The sequence below is a fragment of the Streptomyces sp. NPDC027962 genome (assembly GCF_055566095.1).
The window spans coordinates 82,371-99,618 of record NZ_JBVHTA010000025.1 but is presented as its reverse complement, the minus strand read 5'-3'; the positions used below and the strand labels follow the sequence as shown (position 1 = coordinate 99,618).

Below are 17,248 nucleotides of genomic sequence, written 5' to 3'. Positions count from 1 at the left end.
GGTCTCGCCCACCCGTACGAGCCGGAGGAGTGCAGTGGCAGCCAAGGACGGGGCATCAGCACCCGGAAAGTCCGGCGGAGGCTCCGGCAACGAAGCGCTGATCCGCGCCGCCCTGAGCGCCGTCGCCCCGGGCACCGCCCTGCGCGACGGACTGGAGCGCATCCTCCGCGGCAACACCGGAGGCCTGATCGTTCTCGGCATGGACAAGACCGTCGAGTCGATGTGCACCGGCGGTTTTGTGCTGGACGTGGAGTTCACCGCCACCCGGCTGCGCGAGCTGTGCAAGCTGGACGGCGCGCTCATCCTCGACAAGGACATCTCCAAGATCCTCCGGGCGGGTGTGCAGCTCGTCCCGGACGCGTCGATCCCCACCGAGGAGACGGGCACCCGGCACCGCACCGCGGACCGGGTCTCCCGGCAGTGCGGCTTCCCCGTGGTCTCCGTCTCGCAGTCGATGCGTCTGATCGCGCTGTACGTGGACGGCGAGCGCCGGGTCCTTGAGGAGTCGGCGGCGATCCTGTCCCGCGCCAACCAGGCCCTCGCCACCCTCGAGCGGTACAAGCTCCGCCTCGACGAGGTCGCGGGCACGCTCTCCGCCCTCGAGATCGAGGACCTCGTCACCGTCCGGGACGTCACCGCGGTCGCCCAGCGGCTGGAAATGGTGCGCCGGATCGCGACCGAGATCGCCGAGTACGTGGTGGAGTTGGGCACCGACGGCCGTCTGCTGGCCCTCCAGCTCGACGAGTTGATCGCCGGTGTGGAGCCCGAGCGCGAACTGGTCGTCCGGGACTACGTGCCCGAACCGACTGCGAAGCGCTCACGCACCGTGGACGAGGCGCTCGCCGAGCTCGACGCGCTCAGCCATGCCGAGCTTCTCGAACTGCCCACCGTCGCAAGGGCGCTCGGATACAGCGGCTCCCCGGAGACGCTCGACTCCGCGGTCTCCCCGCGCGGTTACCGACTGCTGGCGAAGGTTCCGCGGCTGCCGGGCGCGATCATCGAGCGGCTCGTCGAGCACTTCGGCGGGCTGCAGAAGCTGCTCGCGGCCAGCGTGGACGACCTGCAGGCGGTGGACGGCGTCGGCGAGGCGCGGGCCCGCAGCGTGCGGGAGGGCCTGTCGCGGCTCGCCGAGTCGTCGATCCTCGAGCGGTACGTGTAGCGCCGGAGCTTCGGGCGACGCACCGCCTCGTTGAGTGCTGCCTCAGCTCTTCTCGAGACGGAACGAGGCCGGCAGCACCGTCGCGCCGGGGAACGCGGCCTCCACCAGATAGGTGCCGGGCCCGACGGCACCCGCCGGCGGCGTCGCACACTTCGGCGCGCTCCGCTTGCGGTCCCACTCCACGGTGTGCGTGATCGTCGATCGCGCCGGGACCTGGAGCAGGCGGCTTCCGGCCGGACGCGGGCAGTCCTTGGTGGACCACACGGCGTCGTCCTCGGCGTCGGTCACGGTGAACACGGCGGCCTTGGGACCGAAGTCCGCCTTGCAGGTCGTCGCGGAGGAGTTGGAGACGACGAGCTGGAACGAGGGCTTCTCCCCCGGCGCGTACGAGACCTTGGCGCTGCGCAGTGTCAACTTCAGCGAGCCCGGAGCGCAGTTGGGGAGCGCCGAGCCTGCCGGAACGGGTCGGCCCGTGGGACCGCCGGTGCTTGTCCCGCCGCCCGCCGTGCCGCCGCCGGCTCCGCCCGTACCACCCGTACCGCCTGAAGTGGCCGAGCCGTTGCCGCTGCTGCCCTCGCCACTGCCGTCGCCGTCACCGCTGCCGGTGCCGCCGTCCGACTCGTCGCGCCCACCCGGCTGTTCGCTGATCGCGGGCCCCGACTGGTCGGGCCCAGGCGTGATCGAAGGCGCGGGGCCCTTGCCGTCGTCGCCCTGATTGCTCGTCCCGCCGCTGCCTCCCGCCGAACTCACGGCCCATACGATCAGCACCGCGAGCAGCGCGATCAACGACGCCGCGACTGCCCTCCGTCGCCAGTAGATGGAGGAGGGGAGCGGCCCGATCGGATTGCGCAGAGATCCCACGGCCCAAACTCTACGAGAGAACCGGGCCAACTCCCGCCCCACCCGCCGCCGCACTTCCCAAACTCTGCCGATCATCATCACGGCCCGTCCCCGTGGAGCCCGTCACTTTCGTCAGGGGTGACCATGACCGATCGCAGGGCGTGACCGCTGCCGCCGAGAGGGTACGGTCCGTGACCATGGACAGCAGCATGACCCGCGATCTCTACCGCGACATAGTCGACTTCGCCCACACGACTCCCACCTGGATGCAACATCTCACCGAACTCTGGACGGAGGCGGGGCTGTTGCTCTTCGGCCTTCTGTTCGTCCTGGCGTGGTGGCGGTCGCGGACCGCTGACACCCGCGCCCTGGGGCTCGCGGTGCTCGCCCCTCTCGCGACGGCCGTCGGCTATGTCGTCAGCGAGTCGCTCAAGTCGGTCGTGGACGAGGAACGCCCGTGCCGCACGGTCGCTGACGCGGCAGCCTCGCTGGTGCCGTGCCCGCCGACCGGTGACTGGTCCTTCCCCAGCAACCACTCGGCGATCGCGGGCGCGGCGGCCGTGGCGCTGGCGATCGCGTGGCCGCGGACAGCTCTGCTCACCGTCCCGATGGCGCTGCTGATGGCCTTCTCACGGGTCTTCGTGGGCGTGCACTACCCGCACGACGTGCTGACCGGCCTGGTCGCCGGCGGGGTGGTCGCGACCGTGTTCGTCGTGCTCCTGCTCCGGCCGGCGCGTGCCCTGCTGGGCACGATGCGGATGAGCCGTGCTCCGTTGGCCGTGTGGCTCACCGGCCCGGGCGAGGCGACGCACGCGGCACCGAACCGAGACACGTACGAGCCCCGCGCCTGACGCGCGTCCTCCTCATGATCCGCCGATGATGTGGTGCATGAGGCGGGCGGCCGTGACGGTGCCAAGAAGCTGTACCCGGTTGCCGTGGCGCTCGATCACCGCAATCAGGGGGCTGTGGGTACGGGCCATCAGCGCGGCGATTTCCATGGGGTGGGCGTCGGGTCCGACGAAGTGGGGCGGGTAGCGTCGTCGGGGCGCCCATTCGGCGACGGTGAGTCCCTCCAGGCGGTCCATGATGTCGGCGTGATGCCGGTCGCCGGCGGTGGCGGCGAGCAGCGGGTCGTTCAGCAGGTACTCGGGCAGCAGCTGACGGACCATTTGGGAGCCGGGGACGATGGAGTAGGGCTGTCCGTCGGCGTCGAGCACCAGGAGGGCGGGCAGCCCCTGCTCGGCCAGTAGTCGCGCCGCGTCTGCAGCCGGGTCGTCCGTGGTGACGCAGGGGTAGGGCTCGGCGAGGTCTCGGGCGAGCATGGCGGCCTCCTGGGTGCGGGCTGGTCCTATGGTTCGATCAGTCCGACTCTGATGGCGTAACGGGTGAGTTCGAGTCGGTCTTTCAGGCCGAGTTTTTGCAGCAGGTTGGCCCGGTGGCGTTCGACGGTCTTGACGCTGATGATCAGGAGTTCGGCGATCTCCTGTGAGGTGTGCCCTTCGGCGACAAGCTTGAGTACCTCCTCCTCGCGGTCGGTGATGGCCCTGGCCGGGGGACGGCCGCCTTCGCGGGTGCGGTCGAGGTAGTTGCGGATCAGAGCGTGGACAGCTCCGGGGTAGAGGAAGGGCTCGTCCCGTATTGCCGCGTGACAGGCTTCGACGAGGTCGCGGTCCGCGACGGATTTGAGTACGTAACCGGCAGCTCCGGCTCTGAGGGCCTCGAAGAAGTACTGCTCGTTGTCGTACATGGTCAGGATCAGGATGCGAGTCGCCGGCTGAAGCCGGGAGAGTTCTCGTGCGGCTTGCAGGCCGGTCAGCCGCGGCATGGCGATGTCCAGAATGGCCAGGTCCGGCCGTTCGGTACGGGCCAGTTCGATCGCTTCCGCGCCGTCGCCGGCCTCGGCGACGACGTTGAGGTCGGGTTCGTTGTCGAGGATCAGGCGCACCCCGCGGCGTACGAGGGCGTGGTCGTCCGCGAGCAGGATGCGGATCTTCGCCGGTTCGGCCATGGTCAGTTGCTCCTGTCCCCCGTCGGGGCGTTCGGTACGTACAGCCGTACCTCTGTGCCTCCTTCGCAGCCGGGCGTGACGGTGAGGTCGGCACCGATGAGCAGGGCTCGTTCGCGCATCCCCCGCAGGCCCGCCCCCTCGGGCGCGTCGCGGAGGCCCCGGCCGTCGTCCCGGATCAGCAGTTCCACACCTTTCCGGGCGCGGTGCACGGCGATGTCGGCCCGGCGGGCGCCGGCGTGCCGAACGACGTTGGTCAGCGCTTCCTGGGCGACTCGGTAGAGGACCAGCTCTGTTTCCTGCCCGAGTCCGGGCAGCTGGGTGTCGAAGTGGCGTGTGACGGTGAGGTCGGTGTGGGTGGTGATCTCGGTGGTGAGGGCTTTCAACGCGCTGTTCAGGCCGAGCTCGTCCAGGACGCCGGGGCGCAGGCGGCGGGCGATGCGGCGGATCTCGTCGAGGCTGTCGCGGGTGGTCTCCTGCACGTGGTGCAGCTCGGTCTGCAAGCGGGCAGGTGCTTGGTCAGCGACGCGTTTGAGCTCCAGCAGCACCGCCGTCAGGCTTTGGCCGATCTCGTCATGCAGCTCTTGCGCGATACGGCGGCGCTCGGCTTCCTGGGCTGAGAGGGCGAGCGCGCTGCTGGCCGCGCGCTCGGCCTCCAGCCGGTCGAGCATGCTGTTGAACGTCGTGATGAGGTCGGCGATCTCGCCGTGGCCTGAGGCGGCAGGGCGGTGTCCGGGACGCAGCAGATCGGTCGTTGTCATCGCGCGGGTGAGTCGTTGCAGTGGCGCGAGGCCGATGCGTAGGAGGGCTGCGTTGGCGACGAGCATGAACGCCACGCCGCCCGTCAGAATCAGGGCCTCGGTCAGTAGTACGGGCGTGGAGACGGTGACCGGGCCGAGCAGCAGCAGGGCGGTTGCCGCGAAGAGCACTGCGGCGTTGAGCAGGAAGATCCGCCAGAACAAGGACACAGAGCACGGCCTCCCTCGTTTTCGGGCCTCTCCCACTATCGCCGACACGCGCAGTCCTTCCGTGCAGCCGGGCTGGTCCCGTCACCGTTCAAAGTTGCGGGGCCTGCGTGCCGCTGTCCATCGGGGCCGGCACCCATTTCCGGCTCAGGATCTCCGGTCATCTGCATATTCGCCCCCACCCGATTTGGGTGACGGCCCCGATGGTCGCCGCACGGTCCCGGGGGCGACGGTGGAACCCTGGCCCCGCATCTGCAGGGGACGCGGTTCTGACGACGGCCCATGTGGCGCACCAGAGGGGAAGCGAACATGAGCGTGACCGCCTGGCCGGCTGTGGCGGTCCTCGCTCCCGCGTATCTCCTGATCGCGACCGAGTGGCTGCACCGGGTCGCTGCTGCGCTCGCCGACGCGGTCGTCATTGTGGGGGCGACCGATACGGCAACGGACTGCTCATCGCGGCGGGACTCGTCGGGCTGGGAGCCGCGGCGCACGGCTTCGCCCCCCCGCGCCACCCGCACGGCCGTCCTGGGCCACCGCCGGCATGATTCCGGCAGCGACGCGGAGCCACCGCCGTGACCCTCCAGGAGATGTATCTCGTGCTGCTGATCGGGGGCACGGTACTCCTCGCCAGCATCGCGGCGGCGAGAACCGCCAACCGGCTCGGCCTGCCGAGCCTGCTGCTGTTCCTCGCCGTCGGGGTGATCGTGGGTGAGGACGTCCTCGGCCTGGAATTCGACGACGCCCAACTGGCCCAGGCCCTGGGCACAGCGGCCTTGGCCGTCATTCTGGTCGAAGGCGGCCTGACCACCCACTGGCCCGACGTCAAACGCCTGCTCGCGCCCGCCGGCGTACTGGCCACCGCGGGGGTTGCCGTCTCTGTCGCGGTGACAGCTGCCGGGGCACACTGGCTGCTGGGTATGGACTGGCATCTGGCGCTGCTGCTGGGCGCGATCGTGTCCTCCACCGACGCCGCGGCCGTGTTCGCGGTCCTGCGCGCCCTGCCGCTGCCGCAGAAGGTCACCGGACTGCTGGAAGCCGAGTCCGGGTTCAACGACGCTCCGACCATCATCCTGGTGCTGGTCTTCAGCACTGCCGTCACCGACCTGCCGGGCCCCGCGCACATCCTCGGCAATCTCCTCTACCAGCTCGCCGTCGGCAGTCTGCTCGGGCTGGTGGTGGGGCGCGCGGGGGTCGCCGCGCTGCGGCACATCGCCCTGCCCGCCACCGGCTTGTACCCGCTGGCCACCGTAGGGTTCGGCATCGTCGCCTTCGCCGCCGCCGGCGCCGTGAACGCGAGCGGCATCATCGCCGCCTACCTGGCGGCGCTCGTCCTGGGCAACTCCAAGTTGCCCCACCGGGCCGCTACCCGGTCCTTCGCCGAAGGGGCCGGCTGGCTCGCGCAGATCGGTCTGTTCGTGATGCTCGGCCTTCTGGTCACGCCCAGCGAGCTGCCGTCCGCCGTGCTGCCCGCCGTCGCGGTCGGGCTGGTCCTGCTTCTTCTCGCCCGGCCCGCATCAGTACTGGCTTGTCTGCTGCCGTTCCGCGTGCCCTGGCGCGAGCAGGTGTTCATCTCCTGGGCGGGGCTGCGCGGCGCCGTGCCGATCGTACTCGCCACCTTCCCCATCGTCGCCGGTGTCGACGGTGCCGGGCACCTGCTCAACATCGTGTTCGTCCTCGTCGTCCTGTTCACCCTCCTTCAAGGGCCCAGCCTGCCTGCTGCCGCCCGGCTCCTGGGCCTGACCCGGCCGGGAGCGCTGCGCGACGTCCAGGTGGAGACCGCTCCTCTGGACGTACTGGACGCCGACCTTCTCACCGTCACCATCCCCCAAGGCTCCCGCCTGAGGGGCGTGGCCGTCTTCGAACTGCGGCTGCCGCCCCCGACTGTTGTCACACTTGTCGTCCGCAACGGAACCACCGTCGTTCCTCACCAGGACACCGTGCTCCGCACGGGGGACGAGCTCCTGTTGATCACCATCCCTGACACGCGCGAAGCCGTCGAACGGCGCCTGCGCGCGATCGGCAGACGCGGAAAACTCGCCCGGTGGCTCGGCGAAAACGGAAACCCGGAATCCGGAACCCGCCGATCCGCCCGGCGATGATGAGGCCGTCGACAACCTCACCCAGCAGTACGACTGCGCGAAATGGGGTCCGGCCGGTGTCGGCGGGAGCCGTCGCCGTCCGCGGTCTCCCCCGGCATTTCGGCACGGTGACCCGCCGGCGGAAGAGTGCCTCGGCAGGGTGTCATCGGACCGGCTCGTCGACACCAGCCACCGAGTCGTCATGAACGGCCCCCCAGCCCCCACGACGACGGACACGAACTCGTGGCTTGCCCGGCCCCCGCGTATGCGGCATCCGCACCGCCGGACGTGCCAGGATCGGTCTGCCATGACTGTCACTCATGAAACCCAGACGTCCGACACCGTCGACCCCGTCTCGCTCCACACCCCCGTCATCGCCTGGTTCGAGCAGCACGCCCGCGACCTGCCCTGGCGTCGCCCCGAGGCAGGCGCCTGGGGCGTGATGGTCAGCGAGTTCATGCTGCAGCAGACCCCGGTGAGCCGGGTTCTGCCCGTGTACGAGCACTGGCTGGCCCGCTGGCCTCGTCCGGCCGATCTCGCTCAGGAGGCGCCCGGTGAGGCCGTCCGCGCCTGGGGCCGGCTCGGCTACCCCCGGCGGGCGCTGCGTCTGCACGGCGCCGCGCAGGCGATAACGGAGCGTCACGGCGGCGAGGTGCCGAGTGATCACGCGCAGCTCCTCGCGTTGCCCGGCATCGGCGAGTACACGGCGGCGGCCGTGGCCTCGTTCGCGTACGGCCAGCGGCACGCCGTCCTGGACACCAACGTCCGGCGGGTCTTCGCCCGCGCGGCGACCGGTATCCAGTACCCGCCGAACGCGACAACCGCCGCCGAACGCAAGCTGGCCCGGCTGCTGCTGCCCGAGGAGGAGCGGACCGCCGCCCGCTGGGCCGCGGCCTCGATGGAGCTGGGCGCACTCGTGTGCACGGCCAAGAACGAGGACTGTGCGCGCTGCCCGATCTCGGACCGGTGCGCCTGGCGGCTGGCGGGCAAGCCGGCGCACGTCGGTCCGGCACGCCGGGGCCAGACGTACGCCGGTACGGACCGCCAGGTCCGCGGCAAGCTGCTGGCCGTGCTGCGCGAGGCCGTGACACCGGTGCCCCGGGCGGCGCTGGACGCGGTCTGGCACGAGCCGGTGCAGCGGGCCCGGGCCTTGGACGGCCTGGTCGCCGACGGACTGGTCGAGCCGCTGGAGGACAACCACTACCGTCTCCCGCACGCCTGAGCCAGCGGCGGCGAGCGACCGCCTATACCCCACCTCCACCCCACCCGAAACATCCGCTGTTACACAACCGATGGATGGCCGTGCGCCCTCCGACGGCTGCCCCGCACAGTGCCGTGACAACGCCTCCGTAGCTTCTTGTGACGCAGGACGGACCACAAGAAACACGCGCGAGAACGCGCAAGCACACAGAGCTTGGTCACGGGGACGGAGGCGGTTGGAATGGCGCACGGCGAGGTGCTCGAATTCGAGGAGTACGTACGCACCCGGCAGGAGGCGCTGCTGCGTAGCGCCCGGCGTCTCGTCCCCGACCCGATCGACGCGCAGGACCTGCTCCAGACCGCTCTGGTGCGCACCTACGGCCGATGGGACGGAATCGCGGACAAGTCGCTCGCGGACGCGTACCTTCGCCGCGTGATGATCAATACGCGCACCGAGTGGTGGCGGGCCCGCAAGCTCGAGGAGGTCCCCACCGAGCAGCTGCCCGACGCGAGCGTCGAGGACGGCAGCGAGCAGCGCGCGGACCGCGCTCTGCTGATGGACGTGCTCAAGGTACTGGCGCCGAAGCAGCGCAGCGTCGTCGTGCTGCGCCACTGGGAGCAGATGAGCACCGAGGAGACCGCTGCCGCGCTCGGGATGTCGGCCGGTACCGTGAAGAGCACGCTGCACCGGGCGCTTGCCCGGCTCCGTCAGGAGCTCGAGGCACGGGACCTGGACGCCCGCGCCCTGGAGCGCGATGACGCGCGGCGGGCCCAGCGGCATGACGGACGGGAGCAGGAGCGGTGCGCGGCCTGAGAGGCAAGGGGGGCAGCGGGACCAAGGCGGCGAGCGGCACGGCGACGGCCGGGCTCGTCGCCGTAGTCCTGTTCGCGACCGGCTGCTCCACGGGGGGCACGGGGGTGCAGGACGAGGGGGCGGCGCCGTCGGAGGCGGCGAGCAAGGCCCCGCCCTCCCCGGCGCCTTCGGGCGGCGCGGGACAGTTCACGAAGGCGGTCGACGCGGTCGAGCTGCTGATGGCCGACCCGAAAGTCAGTCCGCGGGTCAAGGCGGACCTGCGGCCGTGCGCCAAGAACTCGTATCCCGTCGACACCTCGTACGCGGTCCTCACCGGGAGCGACACGCCGGACGTCATCGTCAACGTGCTGACCTGCGGAGACGCGGTCGGCATGGGCACCTATGTGTACCGGGAGAACGGAAAGGCGTACGAGAACGTCTTCTCCGTCGAGGAGCCGGCCGTCTACGCGGCGGTCGACCGGGGCGACCTGGTGGTGACCAAACAGGTGTACGCCAAGAACGACCCCGTCGAGGAGCCGTCCGGCGAGGAAGTGAGCACCTACCGCTGGTCGTCCGGTAAGTTCACCCGGCAGTTCTGGGTGCGCAACGAATTCAGCAGAGCGGTCGGGGAGGGCGAGGTGGTCGCCACCGAACCGTCCGCGCCGGCCGAGAACTGAAGAGAACTGAGAGAGCAGCCGGATGGCCGAGACCCACGTGCTTTTCGTCGAGGACGACGATGTCATCCGCGAGGCCACCCAGCTCGCACTGGAGCGGGACGGCTTCGCGGTCACCGCGGTACCCGACGGACTGCTGGGCCTGGAGGCCTTCCGGGCGGAGCGGCCGGACATCGCGCTGCTGGACGTGATGGTGCCGGGCCTCGACGGGGTGAGCCTGTGCCGCCGTATCCGTGACGAGTCGACCGTCCCGGTGATCATGCTCTCGGCGCGTGCCGACTCGATCGACGTCGTGCTCGGCCTCGAGGCCGGCGCCGACGACTACGTCACCAAGCCCTTCGACGGCGCCGTGCTCGTCGCCCGCATCCGAGCCGTGCTGCGCCGCTTCGGGCATGCGAGCGGCGCGGCGGGCGACGCGGCCGCGGCGGGCCGGCAGGTACAGGGGGGCGAGCTGACCTTCGGCGATCTGGCGATCGACACGGAGGGCATGGAGGTCCGCAGGTCCGGTGAGCCGGTGTCCCTGACGCCGACCGAGATGCGGCTGCTGCTGGAGTTCTCGGGCGCGCCCGGCACCGTGCTGTCCCGGGACAAGCTGCTGGAGCGGGTCTGGGACTACGGCTGGGGCGGCGACACCCGGGTGGTGGACGTCCATGTGCAGCGTCTGCGCACCAAGATCGGTCAGGACCGGATCGAGACGGTCCGCGGCTTCGGCTACAAACTCAGGGCCTGAGGCGCGCCTGTGAGAGCCGCCCCGGGAGAGCTGGAAGCCGCCCTATGAGAGCCGAGGAGAGTCCCACCGCATGAGGCGTCTTGTCCTGCGCACCGGCGTCCGCTGGAAGATCAGCATCGCGATCGCGGCGGTCGGCGCCCTGATCGCCATGGCGCTGAGCCTCGTCGTGCACAACGCCGCCCGGGTCTCCATGCTCGACAACGCCCGCGATGTGCAGATGGACCGCGTGCTGCTCGCCCAGCGCTGGTACGAGACGTCCAAGAACAAGGACCCGCGCTTCAACAGCAAGGTCAACGACCCGGCGCTGCCGAAGGAGCTCCAGCAGCTCATGCGGGAGAACCGGCGCGGCTCGTACGTCGACGAGGGCGACGACGGCACACCCGAGATCTGGGCGGCCGTGCCCCTCGCGAGCGGCGACGTGCTCTCGCTGCACACCGACTTCGCGGGCCGCAGCGCCGTCGTGATGCAGGACCTGGACCGTGCCCTGATCATCGGTTCCGTGTCGGTGGTGCTCGGCGGTTCCGCGCTCGGCGTCCTGATCGGCGGGCAGCTCTCGCGCCGACTGCGCAAGGCGGCCGCCGCGGCCGGCAATGTGGCGCAGGGCAACCACGAGGTACGGGTGCGGGACGCCATCGGCGGGGTCGTACGCGACGAGACCGACGATCTGGCCCGGGCTGTCGACGCAATGACCGACGCACTCAACGCGCGCATCGAAGCAGAGCGCCGGGTCACCGCAGACATCGCACACGAGCTGCGCACCCCGGTCACGGGCCTGCTCACGGCTGCCGAGCTGCTGCCGCCGGGCCGGCCGACGGAGCTGGTGCGGGACCGGGCGCAGGCCATGCGGACGCTGGTCGAGGACGTGCTGGAGGTGGCGAGACTCGACAGCGCCTCCGAGCGTGCCGAGCTGCAGGAGATCCAGCTGGGCGAGTTCGTCGGCCGCCGGGTCGCCGCGGTCCACCCCGATGCGGAGATCCGGGTGGTGCACAGCTCATGGGTCAACACCGACCCACGGCGGCTCGAGCGCATCCTCGGCAATCTGCTCACCAACGCCGTCAAGTACGGCAAGGGGCCGATCGAGGTCACCGTCGAGGGCCGTGTGGTGCGCGTGCGGGACCACGGGCCCGGTTTCCCGGAGGCCCTGCTGCGGGAGGGGCCGAGCCGCTTCCGTACGGGGGCGAGCGACCGTGCCGGGACCGGCCACGGCCTGGGGCTCACGATCGCCGCAGGTCAGGCCCGGGTGCTGGGGGCACGGCTGACGTTCCGCAACGCCGCACCGGAGGGGGCGACGCCTCTGGGGGATTCCGGCGGTGCGATCGCCGTGCTGTGGCTTCCGGAGCACGCGCCGACGAACACCGGGAGCTTCCCCGTGCTGTCCCTGAGGGAATGGAAGGCCGAGGGGGCGAAGGGCGCGAAAGCCCGCGGGTGAGTCCCCGCCGGGGCGGGGACTCACCGTGCGTGGAGAGCCGTGCCTCACCGTGCAGTAGGCGGGTCCTCGGTCGGATCCGGAGCGGTGTCAGACGGTCTGCGCGACCTTCGCCGTGTCGTCGGGGGCGTCCTTGTCCGGTGCGTCGTCCGCCGGGCCGGCCCCGCGCAGCGGCACCTCCTTGACGAAGAGCGCCGCCAGGAAGCCGATCACCGCCACGGAGCCGGCGACGAGGAACGCCGCGTGCGTGCCGGAGGCGACGGCGAATTCGTACGCCTCCCGGAGCGGGTCGGGCAGTTTCGCCAGGCTCGCGGCGTCCAGCTGCGCGGAGCCGGCGGTCGCCTGTGCCCCGCCGCGCGCCGCCATCTCGTCCTGGACGCGTGCGGTGAACAGCGCGCCCATGATCGCGACACCGAAGGAGCTGCCGAGGGTGCGGAAGAGGGTGGTGGCGGACGAGGCGACACCCATGTCCTTCATCTCGACACTGTTCTGCGCGACGAGCATCGTGATCTGCATCAGGAAGCCCATGCCGGCGCCGAGGACGGCCATGTAGATCCCCGAGGTCAGCCGGGAGGTGCTGGTGTCCATCTGGGCGAGCAGGAACAGGCCCACGACCATCAGTGCCCCGCCGACGATCGGGAAGAGCCGGTATCTGCCGGTACTCGTGGTGACCCGCCCGGCGACCATCGAGACGACGAGCATGGCCAACAGCATCGGCAGCAGGAGCAGGCCGGAGTTGGTCGCGGAAGCGCCCTGCACGGACTGCTGGAACAGCGGCAGGAAGAGCACCGCGCCGAACATGACGAAGCCGGCGAGGAAGCCGATGACGGACATCAGCGTGAAGTTGCGGCTGCGGAAGATGTGCAGCGGCATGATCGGCTCTGCGGCCTTGGTCTCGACGAAGAGGAAGCCCACGAGCGACGCCACGCCGATGGCGATCAGCTCCATGATCACGGCCGAGTCCCAGGCGTACTCGGTGCCGCCCCAGGTGGTGACCAGCACAATCGCGGTGATGCCGACGGTGAGCAGCGCGGCGCCGAGATAGTCGATACGGGCCGTGCTGCGCTCCTTCTTCGGCAGGTGGAGCACGGCGGTGACCATGGCCAGGGCGATCGCGCCGAGCGGCAGGTTGATGTAGAAGCTCCAGCGCCAGCCGAGATGGTCGGTGATGGTGCCGCCGACCAGCGGCCCGCCGATCATCGCGATGGCCATGACGCCGGCGATCATCCCCTGGTAGCGGCCGCGCTCGCGGGGCGGTACCAGGTCCCCGACGATCGCCATCACGCCGACCATCAGACCGCCCGCGCCCAGTCCCTGCACGGCGCGGAAGCCGATCAGCTGTCCCATGTCCTGGGCCATGCCGCTGAGCACGGAGCCGATCAGGAAGATCACGATGGAGAGGAGGAAGACGCCCTTGCGGCCGTAGAGGTCGCCGAGCTTGCCCCAGATGGGGGTGGAGGCCGCGGTGGCCAGGGTGTAGGCGGTGACGACCCAGGACAGATGCTCCAGGCCGCCCAGCTCACCGACGATGGTGGGCATCGCGGTGCCCACGATCATGTTGTCGAGCATGGCCAGCAGCATGGTGATCATGAGCGCGAGCATGACCACGCGCACGCTCCGCTGGGGGCGTATCCCGATCGGGTCACCGGCCGCAGCAGGCGCATCCGCCAGCGCGCCCGCCTCCGCCTGCTCTGTTGGTTTCTCCACGATGGTCCCCGCTCCCCTGCCCACACTTACCTGCCGCCCGGCTAGTTGACTACACTGGGGGACGGTAGACCCGTAACTAGCCGGGCGTCAAGTAAGTTTTCGGAGCCGGGAGAACAGCATGGGCACTCAGCAGCCGCGCAGGGGCAACACGCGCCAGCGCATCCAGGACGTGGCCCTGGAGCTGTTCGCCGAGCAGGGATACGAGAAGACGTCACTGCGCGAGATCGCCGAGGCCCTCGACGTCACCAAGGCCGCGCTGTACTACCACTTCAAAACCAAGGAAGACATCCTGATCAGCATTTTCCAGGACCTGACCAGGCCGATCGACGAGCTGATCGAGTGGGGGCAGGAGCAGCCGCGGACCCTTAAGACAAAGAAGGAAGTGCTGGTCCGCTACGACAAAGCCCTGACGGCCGCCGCCCCTCTGTTCCGGTTCATGCAGGAGAACCAGGCGACGATGCGGGAACTCAGCATCGGCGAGACCTTCAAGAGCCGGGTCTTCACCCTGCTCGACCTGGTCAAGGAGCCCGGCGCCGACCTGGTCGACCAGGTCCGCTGCTTCAGTGCGCTGTTCACCATGCACGCGGCGACGTTCGCCCTCAAAGACGTCGAGGGCGACCCCGAGGAGAAGCGTGAAGCCATCCTCGAAGTCGCCCTCGATCTGATCACCCAGGCACACCACACCCGGGACTGACGCGTGCGTCAGGCGTGCGTCACAGGTTGACACCGAAGGAGCGCAGGAAGGACGCCGGATTGAGCGCCGAGCCGTAGTTCGGGGTCGTACGGATCTCGAAGTGCAGGTGCGGGCCGGACGAGTTGCCGGTGTTGCCGGACTTGGCGATGTTCTGTCCGGTCTTCACCGTGGAGCCGACCGAGACGTTGATCTTCGACAGGTGCGCGTACTGCGAGTACTTGCCGTTGGCGTGCTTGATCACGATGGCGTTGCCGTACGCGGGACCGTCGCCGCCGCCGTTCGGGCCCGCCTTCACGACGGTGCCGCCGTGAACGGCCTTGACCGGGGTGCCGATCGGCACGGCGAAGTCCTGGCCGGAGTGCTTCGCGGACCACATGGCGCCGCCCTGCGCGAAGCTCGCGGTCAGCGTGTACTTGCTGACCGGCTTCACCCACGAGGGGGTCTTCTTGGCCGCCTTCTTCGCGGTCTTCGCCTTCGCGGCACCCGCCTGGGCGTCGGCCTGGGCGGCCACGGCGGAGGCGGCGTCCACGACGGCCGGCTTGGCCGCCTTGCCCGCGTCGGCAGAGGCGACACCCGCACCGGCTCCGACGACCATCACGGCACCCATTCCGGCGGCCACGACAGCCCCACGGGTACGGAGCACGGACGGGCGGAGCTGGTGGATCATGGTGCGCTTCGACATACGGGAGAACCTCCGGGCATGAATGAACCCGGCACGCTCGCCGGGCTGGCTCCACATTGGTAACCCGAGCCCCCAAGTCGCCTCAAACCCCCCATCTACGACATCACGTCGTAGATGGGGCCGCGGAAATACGACCCTTGACTCCGCCCCGGATCCACTCCCACCCCTCGAAAAGACGCCCACTTATGCCCCACTCCGGATGGTTTAACCCCATGTCCGGCCCATGGGGCTGCGGGAGCGAGGACCTCCGGCCGCAACTGACGCCCGAAGAGGCCAGAGGTCCCGGGCACCCCGCCTCCCCCTTATGGTGCAAAACGGATATTAAGGTCACTAAGCCACCTAGTAGGCCTGAAAACGCCTGTGCGCCTTGTCACGGAGCAGCCCCTCGGACGCCCACGGAATCGTGAGCCAGGCCACGCCCGCCGACCGCTCGAAAGGGAGAGAACACCGCACCGGCGAAGGCGTTCACCGTGACCGGGGCCACAGAATTCGGCCCGGCGACCTGCCCCGCCGACAGCCCGAAAGACCCGCCACACGTCCTTCCCCCGGGCACTTGGTTCCGGGATCCTCCTGCCATGAGCAGACCCTCCGTGACCCCTGCCCACCGACCCTTACGCCGCCGCGGCTGGACCTGGACGCTCGCCGCCGGGCTCGCCTGCACCCTCACCTGGAGCTCGCCCGCAGGGGCCGGCCCTTCCGACACCGGCCTCAAGGGCGCGCTCGACAAGGTCCTCTCCGACCCCCGGATGGACGGCGGGGCGGTGAGCGTGGTCGTCGCCGACGCCGCCACCGGTGAGCGCCTCTACCAGCGCGACGCCGGCGACCGCCTGATGCCTGCCTCCAACACCAAGCTCGCCACGTCCGCCGCCGCCATGGCCGTCCTCGGCCCCGACCACCGCTACACCACCGATGTGCTGACCACCGGCAAGCGGTGGGGCTCCACCCTCGTGGGCGACGTGTATCTGCGCGGGAGCGGCGACCCGACCATGCTCGCCGGCGACTACCAGCGGCTCGCCGCCGACCTCGCCGCCTCAGGCATCAAGCACGTCACCGGACGCCTCGTCGCCGACGACACCCACTTCGACGACCAGCGAATGGGCCGTTCCTGGGCGGCGGACGACGAGTCCGCCTACTACTCGGCCCAGATCTCGGCGCTCACGCTGGCCCCCGACACCGACTACGACGCCGGAACGGTCGTCGTCCAGGTGACGCCGGGCGCCGAACCGGGCGACCGGCCCCGGGTGCAGCTGACCCCTCCCACCGACTATGTGCGCCTCGACATCAGCGCCACCACGGTCGAGAAGGACCGGCCGGACACATTGGCCGTCTCGCGGGAGCACGGATCCAACACCCTCACGGTCACCGGGGACATCCCCGTCGGCTCGGCAGCCACCAAGGAATGGATCGCGGTCTGGGAGCCGACGGGCTACGCGGCCGCCGTGTTCTCCGACGCGCTGGCCGAGCACGGTGTACGGATCTCCGGCAGCCCGCGCGTTGGACTGCCGGCCCCGCCCGGCGCCCGCACGCTCGCCACGCACCGCTCCATGCCCCTCAAGGAGCTGATGCATCCCTTCATGAAGCTCTCCAACAACATCCACGCGGAGGCCCTCACGAAGTCCATGGGCCAAAAGACCGCCGGGCGGGGCACCTGGGACGCCGGGCTCGCCGCCATCGGGGCCCATCTGGAGAGTGAGGGCGTCTCCACGTCCAGCCTCCGCCAGGTCGACGGCTCCGGGCTGTCCCGGATGAACGTGTTCCCGGCCGAGGAGCTGGCGACGCTGCTGTTGTCCGTCCGTGACGCCCCCTGGTTCGCCGACTGGTACGCCTCCCTGCCCGTGGCGTGCGCACCGGACCGCGCCGTCGGCGGGACCTTGCGCTCCCGTATGTGCAACACACCGGCCGCGCTCAACGCCCGCGGCAAGACCGGCTCGCTCACCGGGGCCTCCGCGCTGTCGGGCTACGTCACCGACTCCGCCGGACGCGAGCTCGTCTACAGCGTCGTCCTGAACAACTACCTCGCCCCTTCGGTGAAGAGCATCGAGGACGCGGTCGTCGTCACACTGGCGTCCTCCGGCACCGCCGAAGGCGACATCGTGCCCGGGTCGGCGCAGGGCACCCGCAGCGCCGACCCGGGCACGTCCCTGGAATGCACCTGGCGCAAGCCCCTGCGCTGCTGACCGGCGGCCGGTGACCGCACGCAAAAGGGCCCGGGGGGGGGGGGGGGGGGGGGGGGGGGGGGGGGGGGGGGGGGGGGGGGGGGGGGAGGAGGAGGGGGGGGGGGGGTGGGGGGGGGTA

General features: G+C 70.3%; 17 protein-coding genes. 11 read left to right on the top strand and 6 right to left on the bottom strand.

Annotated features, from left to right (window positions below; all coding sequences use genetic code 11):
- Positions 1-34 precede the first annotated feature (34 nt).
- Entirely contained in the window at positions 35-1,159 is a 1,125-nt protein-coding gene (gene disA / locus ACZ4SA_RS23145) for a DNA integrity scanning diadenylate cyclase DisA (RefSeq protein ID WP_356640347.1), read from the top strand.
- Positions 1,160-1,201: 42 nt separating this feature from the next.
- Here disA and ACZ4SA_RS23140 read toward each other — a convergent pair whose 3' ends face one another.
- Positions 1,202-2,020, bottom strand: coding sequence for a hypothetical protein (locus ACZ4SA_RS23140; protein ID WP_468277562.1), 819 nt, complete (start codon positions 2,018-2,020; stop codon positions 1,202-1,204).
- A gap of 176 nt (positions 2,021-2,196) precedes the next feature.
- Between ACZ4SA_RS23140 and ACZ4SA_RS23135 the strand changes: the two genes are divergently transcribed.
- On the top strand, positions 2,197-2,850 hold the full coding sequence (locus ACZ4SA_RS23135) for a phosphatase PAP2 family protein (protein ID WP_468277559.1): 654 nt from the start codon (positions 2,197-2,199) through the stop codon (positions 2,848-2,850).
- Positions 2,851-2,862: 12 nt separating this feature from the next.
- Here the strand turns inward: ACZ4SA_RS23135 and ACZ4SA_RS23130 are convergent, their stop codons facing one another.
- The 3 genes from ACZ4SA_RS23130 to ACZ4SA_RS23120 are packed head-to-tail and all read right to left on the bottom strand — an operon-like array spanning position 2,863 to position 4,972.
- Positions 2,863-3,321, bottom strand: coding sequence for a CBS domain-containing protein (locus tag ACZ4SA_RS23130; RefSeq protein ID WP_468277557.1), 459 nt, complete (start codon positions 3,319-3,321; stop codon positions 2,863-2,865).
- A 26-nt stretch (positions 3,322-3,347) separates the two neighbouring features.
- The gene (locus tag ACZ4SA_RS23125) at positions 3,348-4,007 is read right to left on the bottom strand and encodes a response regulator (protein WP_468277554.1); all 660 of its coding nucleotides are present in this window, start codon (positions 4,005-4,007) and stop codon (positions 3,348-3,350) included.
- Between the two features lie 2 nt (positions 4,008-4,009).
- Positions 4,010-4,972: a HAMP domain-containing sensor histidine kinase gene (locus ACZ4SA_RS23120; RefSeq protein ID WP_468277551.1), complete on the bottom strand. Its 963-nt coding sequence runs from the start codon at positions 4,970-4,972 to the stop codon at positions 4,010-4,012.
- Positions 4,973-5,278: 306 nt separating this feature from the next.
- Here ACZ4SA_RS23120 and ACZ4SA_RS23115 point away from each other — a divergent pair, with 306 nt between their 5' ends.
- The 7 genes from ACZ4SA_RS23115 (at position 5,279) to cseC (ending at position 11,873) form a co-directional block, all read left to right on the top strand.
- Positions 5,279-5,545 (top strand): hypothetical protein, encoded by a 267-nt coding sequence (locus tag ACZ4SA_RS23115; protein ID WP_468277548.1) that lies wholly within the window; start codon positions 5,279-5,281, stop codon positions 5,543-5,545.
- Positions 5,542-7,068 (top strand): potassium/proton antiporter, encoded by a 1,527-nt coding sequence (locus tag ACZ4SA_RS23110; protein ID WP_468277546.1) that lies wholly within the window; start codon positions 5,542-5,544, stop codon positions 7,066-7,068. The genes ACZ4SA_RS23115 and ACZ4SA_RS23110 overlap by 4 nt, the downstream gene beginning before the upstream one ends.
- Positions 7,069-7,354: 286 nt before the next feature.
- Entirely contained in the window at positions 7,355-8,269 is a 915-nt protein-coding gene (locus ACZ4SA_RS23105) for an HhH-GPD family protein (protein WP_468277545.1), read from the top strand.
- Positions 8,270-8,488: 219 nt separating this feature from the next.
- On the top strand, positions 8,489-9,061 hold the full coding sequence (locus ACZ4SA_RS23100; RefSeq protein ID WP_468277543.1) for a SigE family RNA polymerase sigma factor: 573 nt from the start codon (positions 8,489-8,491) through the stop codon (positions 9,059-9,061).
- Entirely contained in the window at positions 9,049-9,717 is a 669-nt protein-coding gene (locus tag ACZ4SA_RS23095; protein WP_468277541.1) for a hypothetical protein, read from the top strand. Before ACZ4SA_RS23100 ends, ACZ4SA_RS23095 begins: the two co-directional genes overlap by 13 nt.
- A gap of 22 nt (positions 9,718-9,739) precedes the next feature.
- Positions 9,740-10,444: a two-component system response regulator CseB gene (cseB, locus tag ACZ4SA_RS23090; RefSeq protein ID WP_468277539.1), complete on the top strand. Its 705-nt coding sequence runs from the start codon at positions 9,740-9,742 to the stop codon at positions 10,442-10,444.
- Positions 10,445-10,514: 70 nt separating this feature from the next.
- A complete protein-coding gene (gene cseC, locus ACZ4SA_RS23085; RefSeq protein ID WP_468277537.1) occupies positions 10,515-11,873 on the top strand; it encodes a two-component system sensor histidine kinase CseC in 1,359 nt (452 codons plus the stop codon).
- 87 nt (positions 11,874-11,960) lie between these two features.
- On the opposite strand, the gene ACZ4SA_RS23080 is transcribed toward cseC, so the two are convergent.
- Entirely contained in the window at positions 11,961-13,541 is a 1,581-nt protein-coding gene (locus ACZ4SA_RS23080) for an MDR family MFS transporter (protein ID WP_468277604.1), read from the bottom strand.
- A 154-nt stretch (positions 13,542-13,695) separates the two neighbouring features.
- Here ACZ4SA_RS23080 and ACZ4SA_RS23075 point away from each other — a divergent pair, with 154 nt between their 5' ends.
- On the top strand, positions 13,696-14,271 hold the full coding sequence (locus ACZ4SA_RS23075; RefSeq protein WP_468277535.1) for a TetR/AcrR family transcriptional regulator: 576 nt from the start codon (positions 13,696-13,698) through the stop codon (positions 14,269-14,271).
- A gap of 19 nt (positions 14,272-14,290) precedes the next feature.
- Here the strand turns inward: ACZ4SA_RS23075 and ACZ4SA_RS23070 are convergent, their stop codons facing one another.
- The gene (locus ACZ4SA_RS23070) at positions 14,291-14,953 is read right to left on the bottom strand and encodes a M23 family metallopeptidase (protein ID WP_468277533.1); all 663 of its coding nucleotides are present in this window, start codon (positions 14,951-14,953) and stop codon (positions 14,291-14,293) included.
- 575 nt (positions 14,954-15,528) lie between these two features.
- Between ACZ4SA_RS23070 and dacB the strand changes: the two genes are divergently transcribed.
- Positions 15,529-17,130 (top strand): D-alanyl-D-alanine carboxypeptidase/D-alanyl-D-alanine endopeptidase, encoded by a 1,602-nt coding sequence (gene dacB / locus ACZ4SA_RS23065; RefSeq protein WP_468277532.1) that lies wholly within the window; start codon positions 15,529-15,531, stop codon positions 17,128-17,130.
- Positions 17,131-17,248 lie beyond the last annotated feature (118 nt).

Bases quoted from the DNA above. Each gene is read 5' to 3' on its own strand.
- ACZ4SA_RS23135 (WP_468277559.1), top strand. From the start codon at position 2,197: ATGGACAGCAGCATGACCCGCGATCTCTACCGCGACATAGTCGACTTC.
- ACZ4SA_RS23130 (WP_468277557.1), bottom strand. From the start codon at position 3,321: ATGCTCGCCCGAGACCTCGCCGAGCCCTACCCCTGCGTCACCACGGAC.
- ACZ4SA_RS23125 (WP_468277554.1), bottom strand. From the start codon at position 4,007: ATGGCCGAACCGGCGAAGATCCGCATCCTGCTCGCGGACGACCACGCC.
- ACZ4SA_RS23115 (WP_468277548.1), top strand. From the start codon at position 5,279: ATGAGCGTGACCGCCTGGCCGGCTGTGGCGGTCCTCGCTCCCGCGTAT.
- ACZ4SA_RS23105 (WP_468277545.1), top strand. From the start codon at position 7,355: ATGACTGTCACTCATGAAACCCAGACGTCCGACACCGTCGACCCCGTC.
- ACZ4SA_RS23100 (WP_468277543.1), top strand. From the start codon at position 8,489: ATGGCGCACGGCGAGGTGCTCGAATTCGAGGAGTACGTACGCACCCGG.
- cseB (WP_468277539.1), top strand. From the start codon at position 9,740: ATGGCCGAGACCCACGTGCTTTTCGTCGAGGACGACGATGTCATCCGC.
- cseC (WP_468277537.1), top strand. From the start codon at position 10,515: ATGAGGCGTCTTGTCCTGCGCACCGGCGTCCGCTGGAAGATCAGCATC.
- ACZ4SA_RS23075 (WP_468277535.1), top strand. From the start codon at position 13,696: ATGGGCACTCAGCAGCCGCGCAGGGGCAACACGCGCCAGCGCATCCAG.
- ACZ4SA_RS23070 (WP_468277533.1), bottom strand. From the start codon at position 14,953: ATGTCGAAGCGCACCATGATCCACCAGCTCCGCCCGTCCGTGCTCCGT.
- dacB (WP_468277532.1), top strand. From the start codon at position 15,529: ATGAGCAGACCCTCCGTGACCCCTGCCCACCGACCCTTACGCCGCCGC.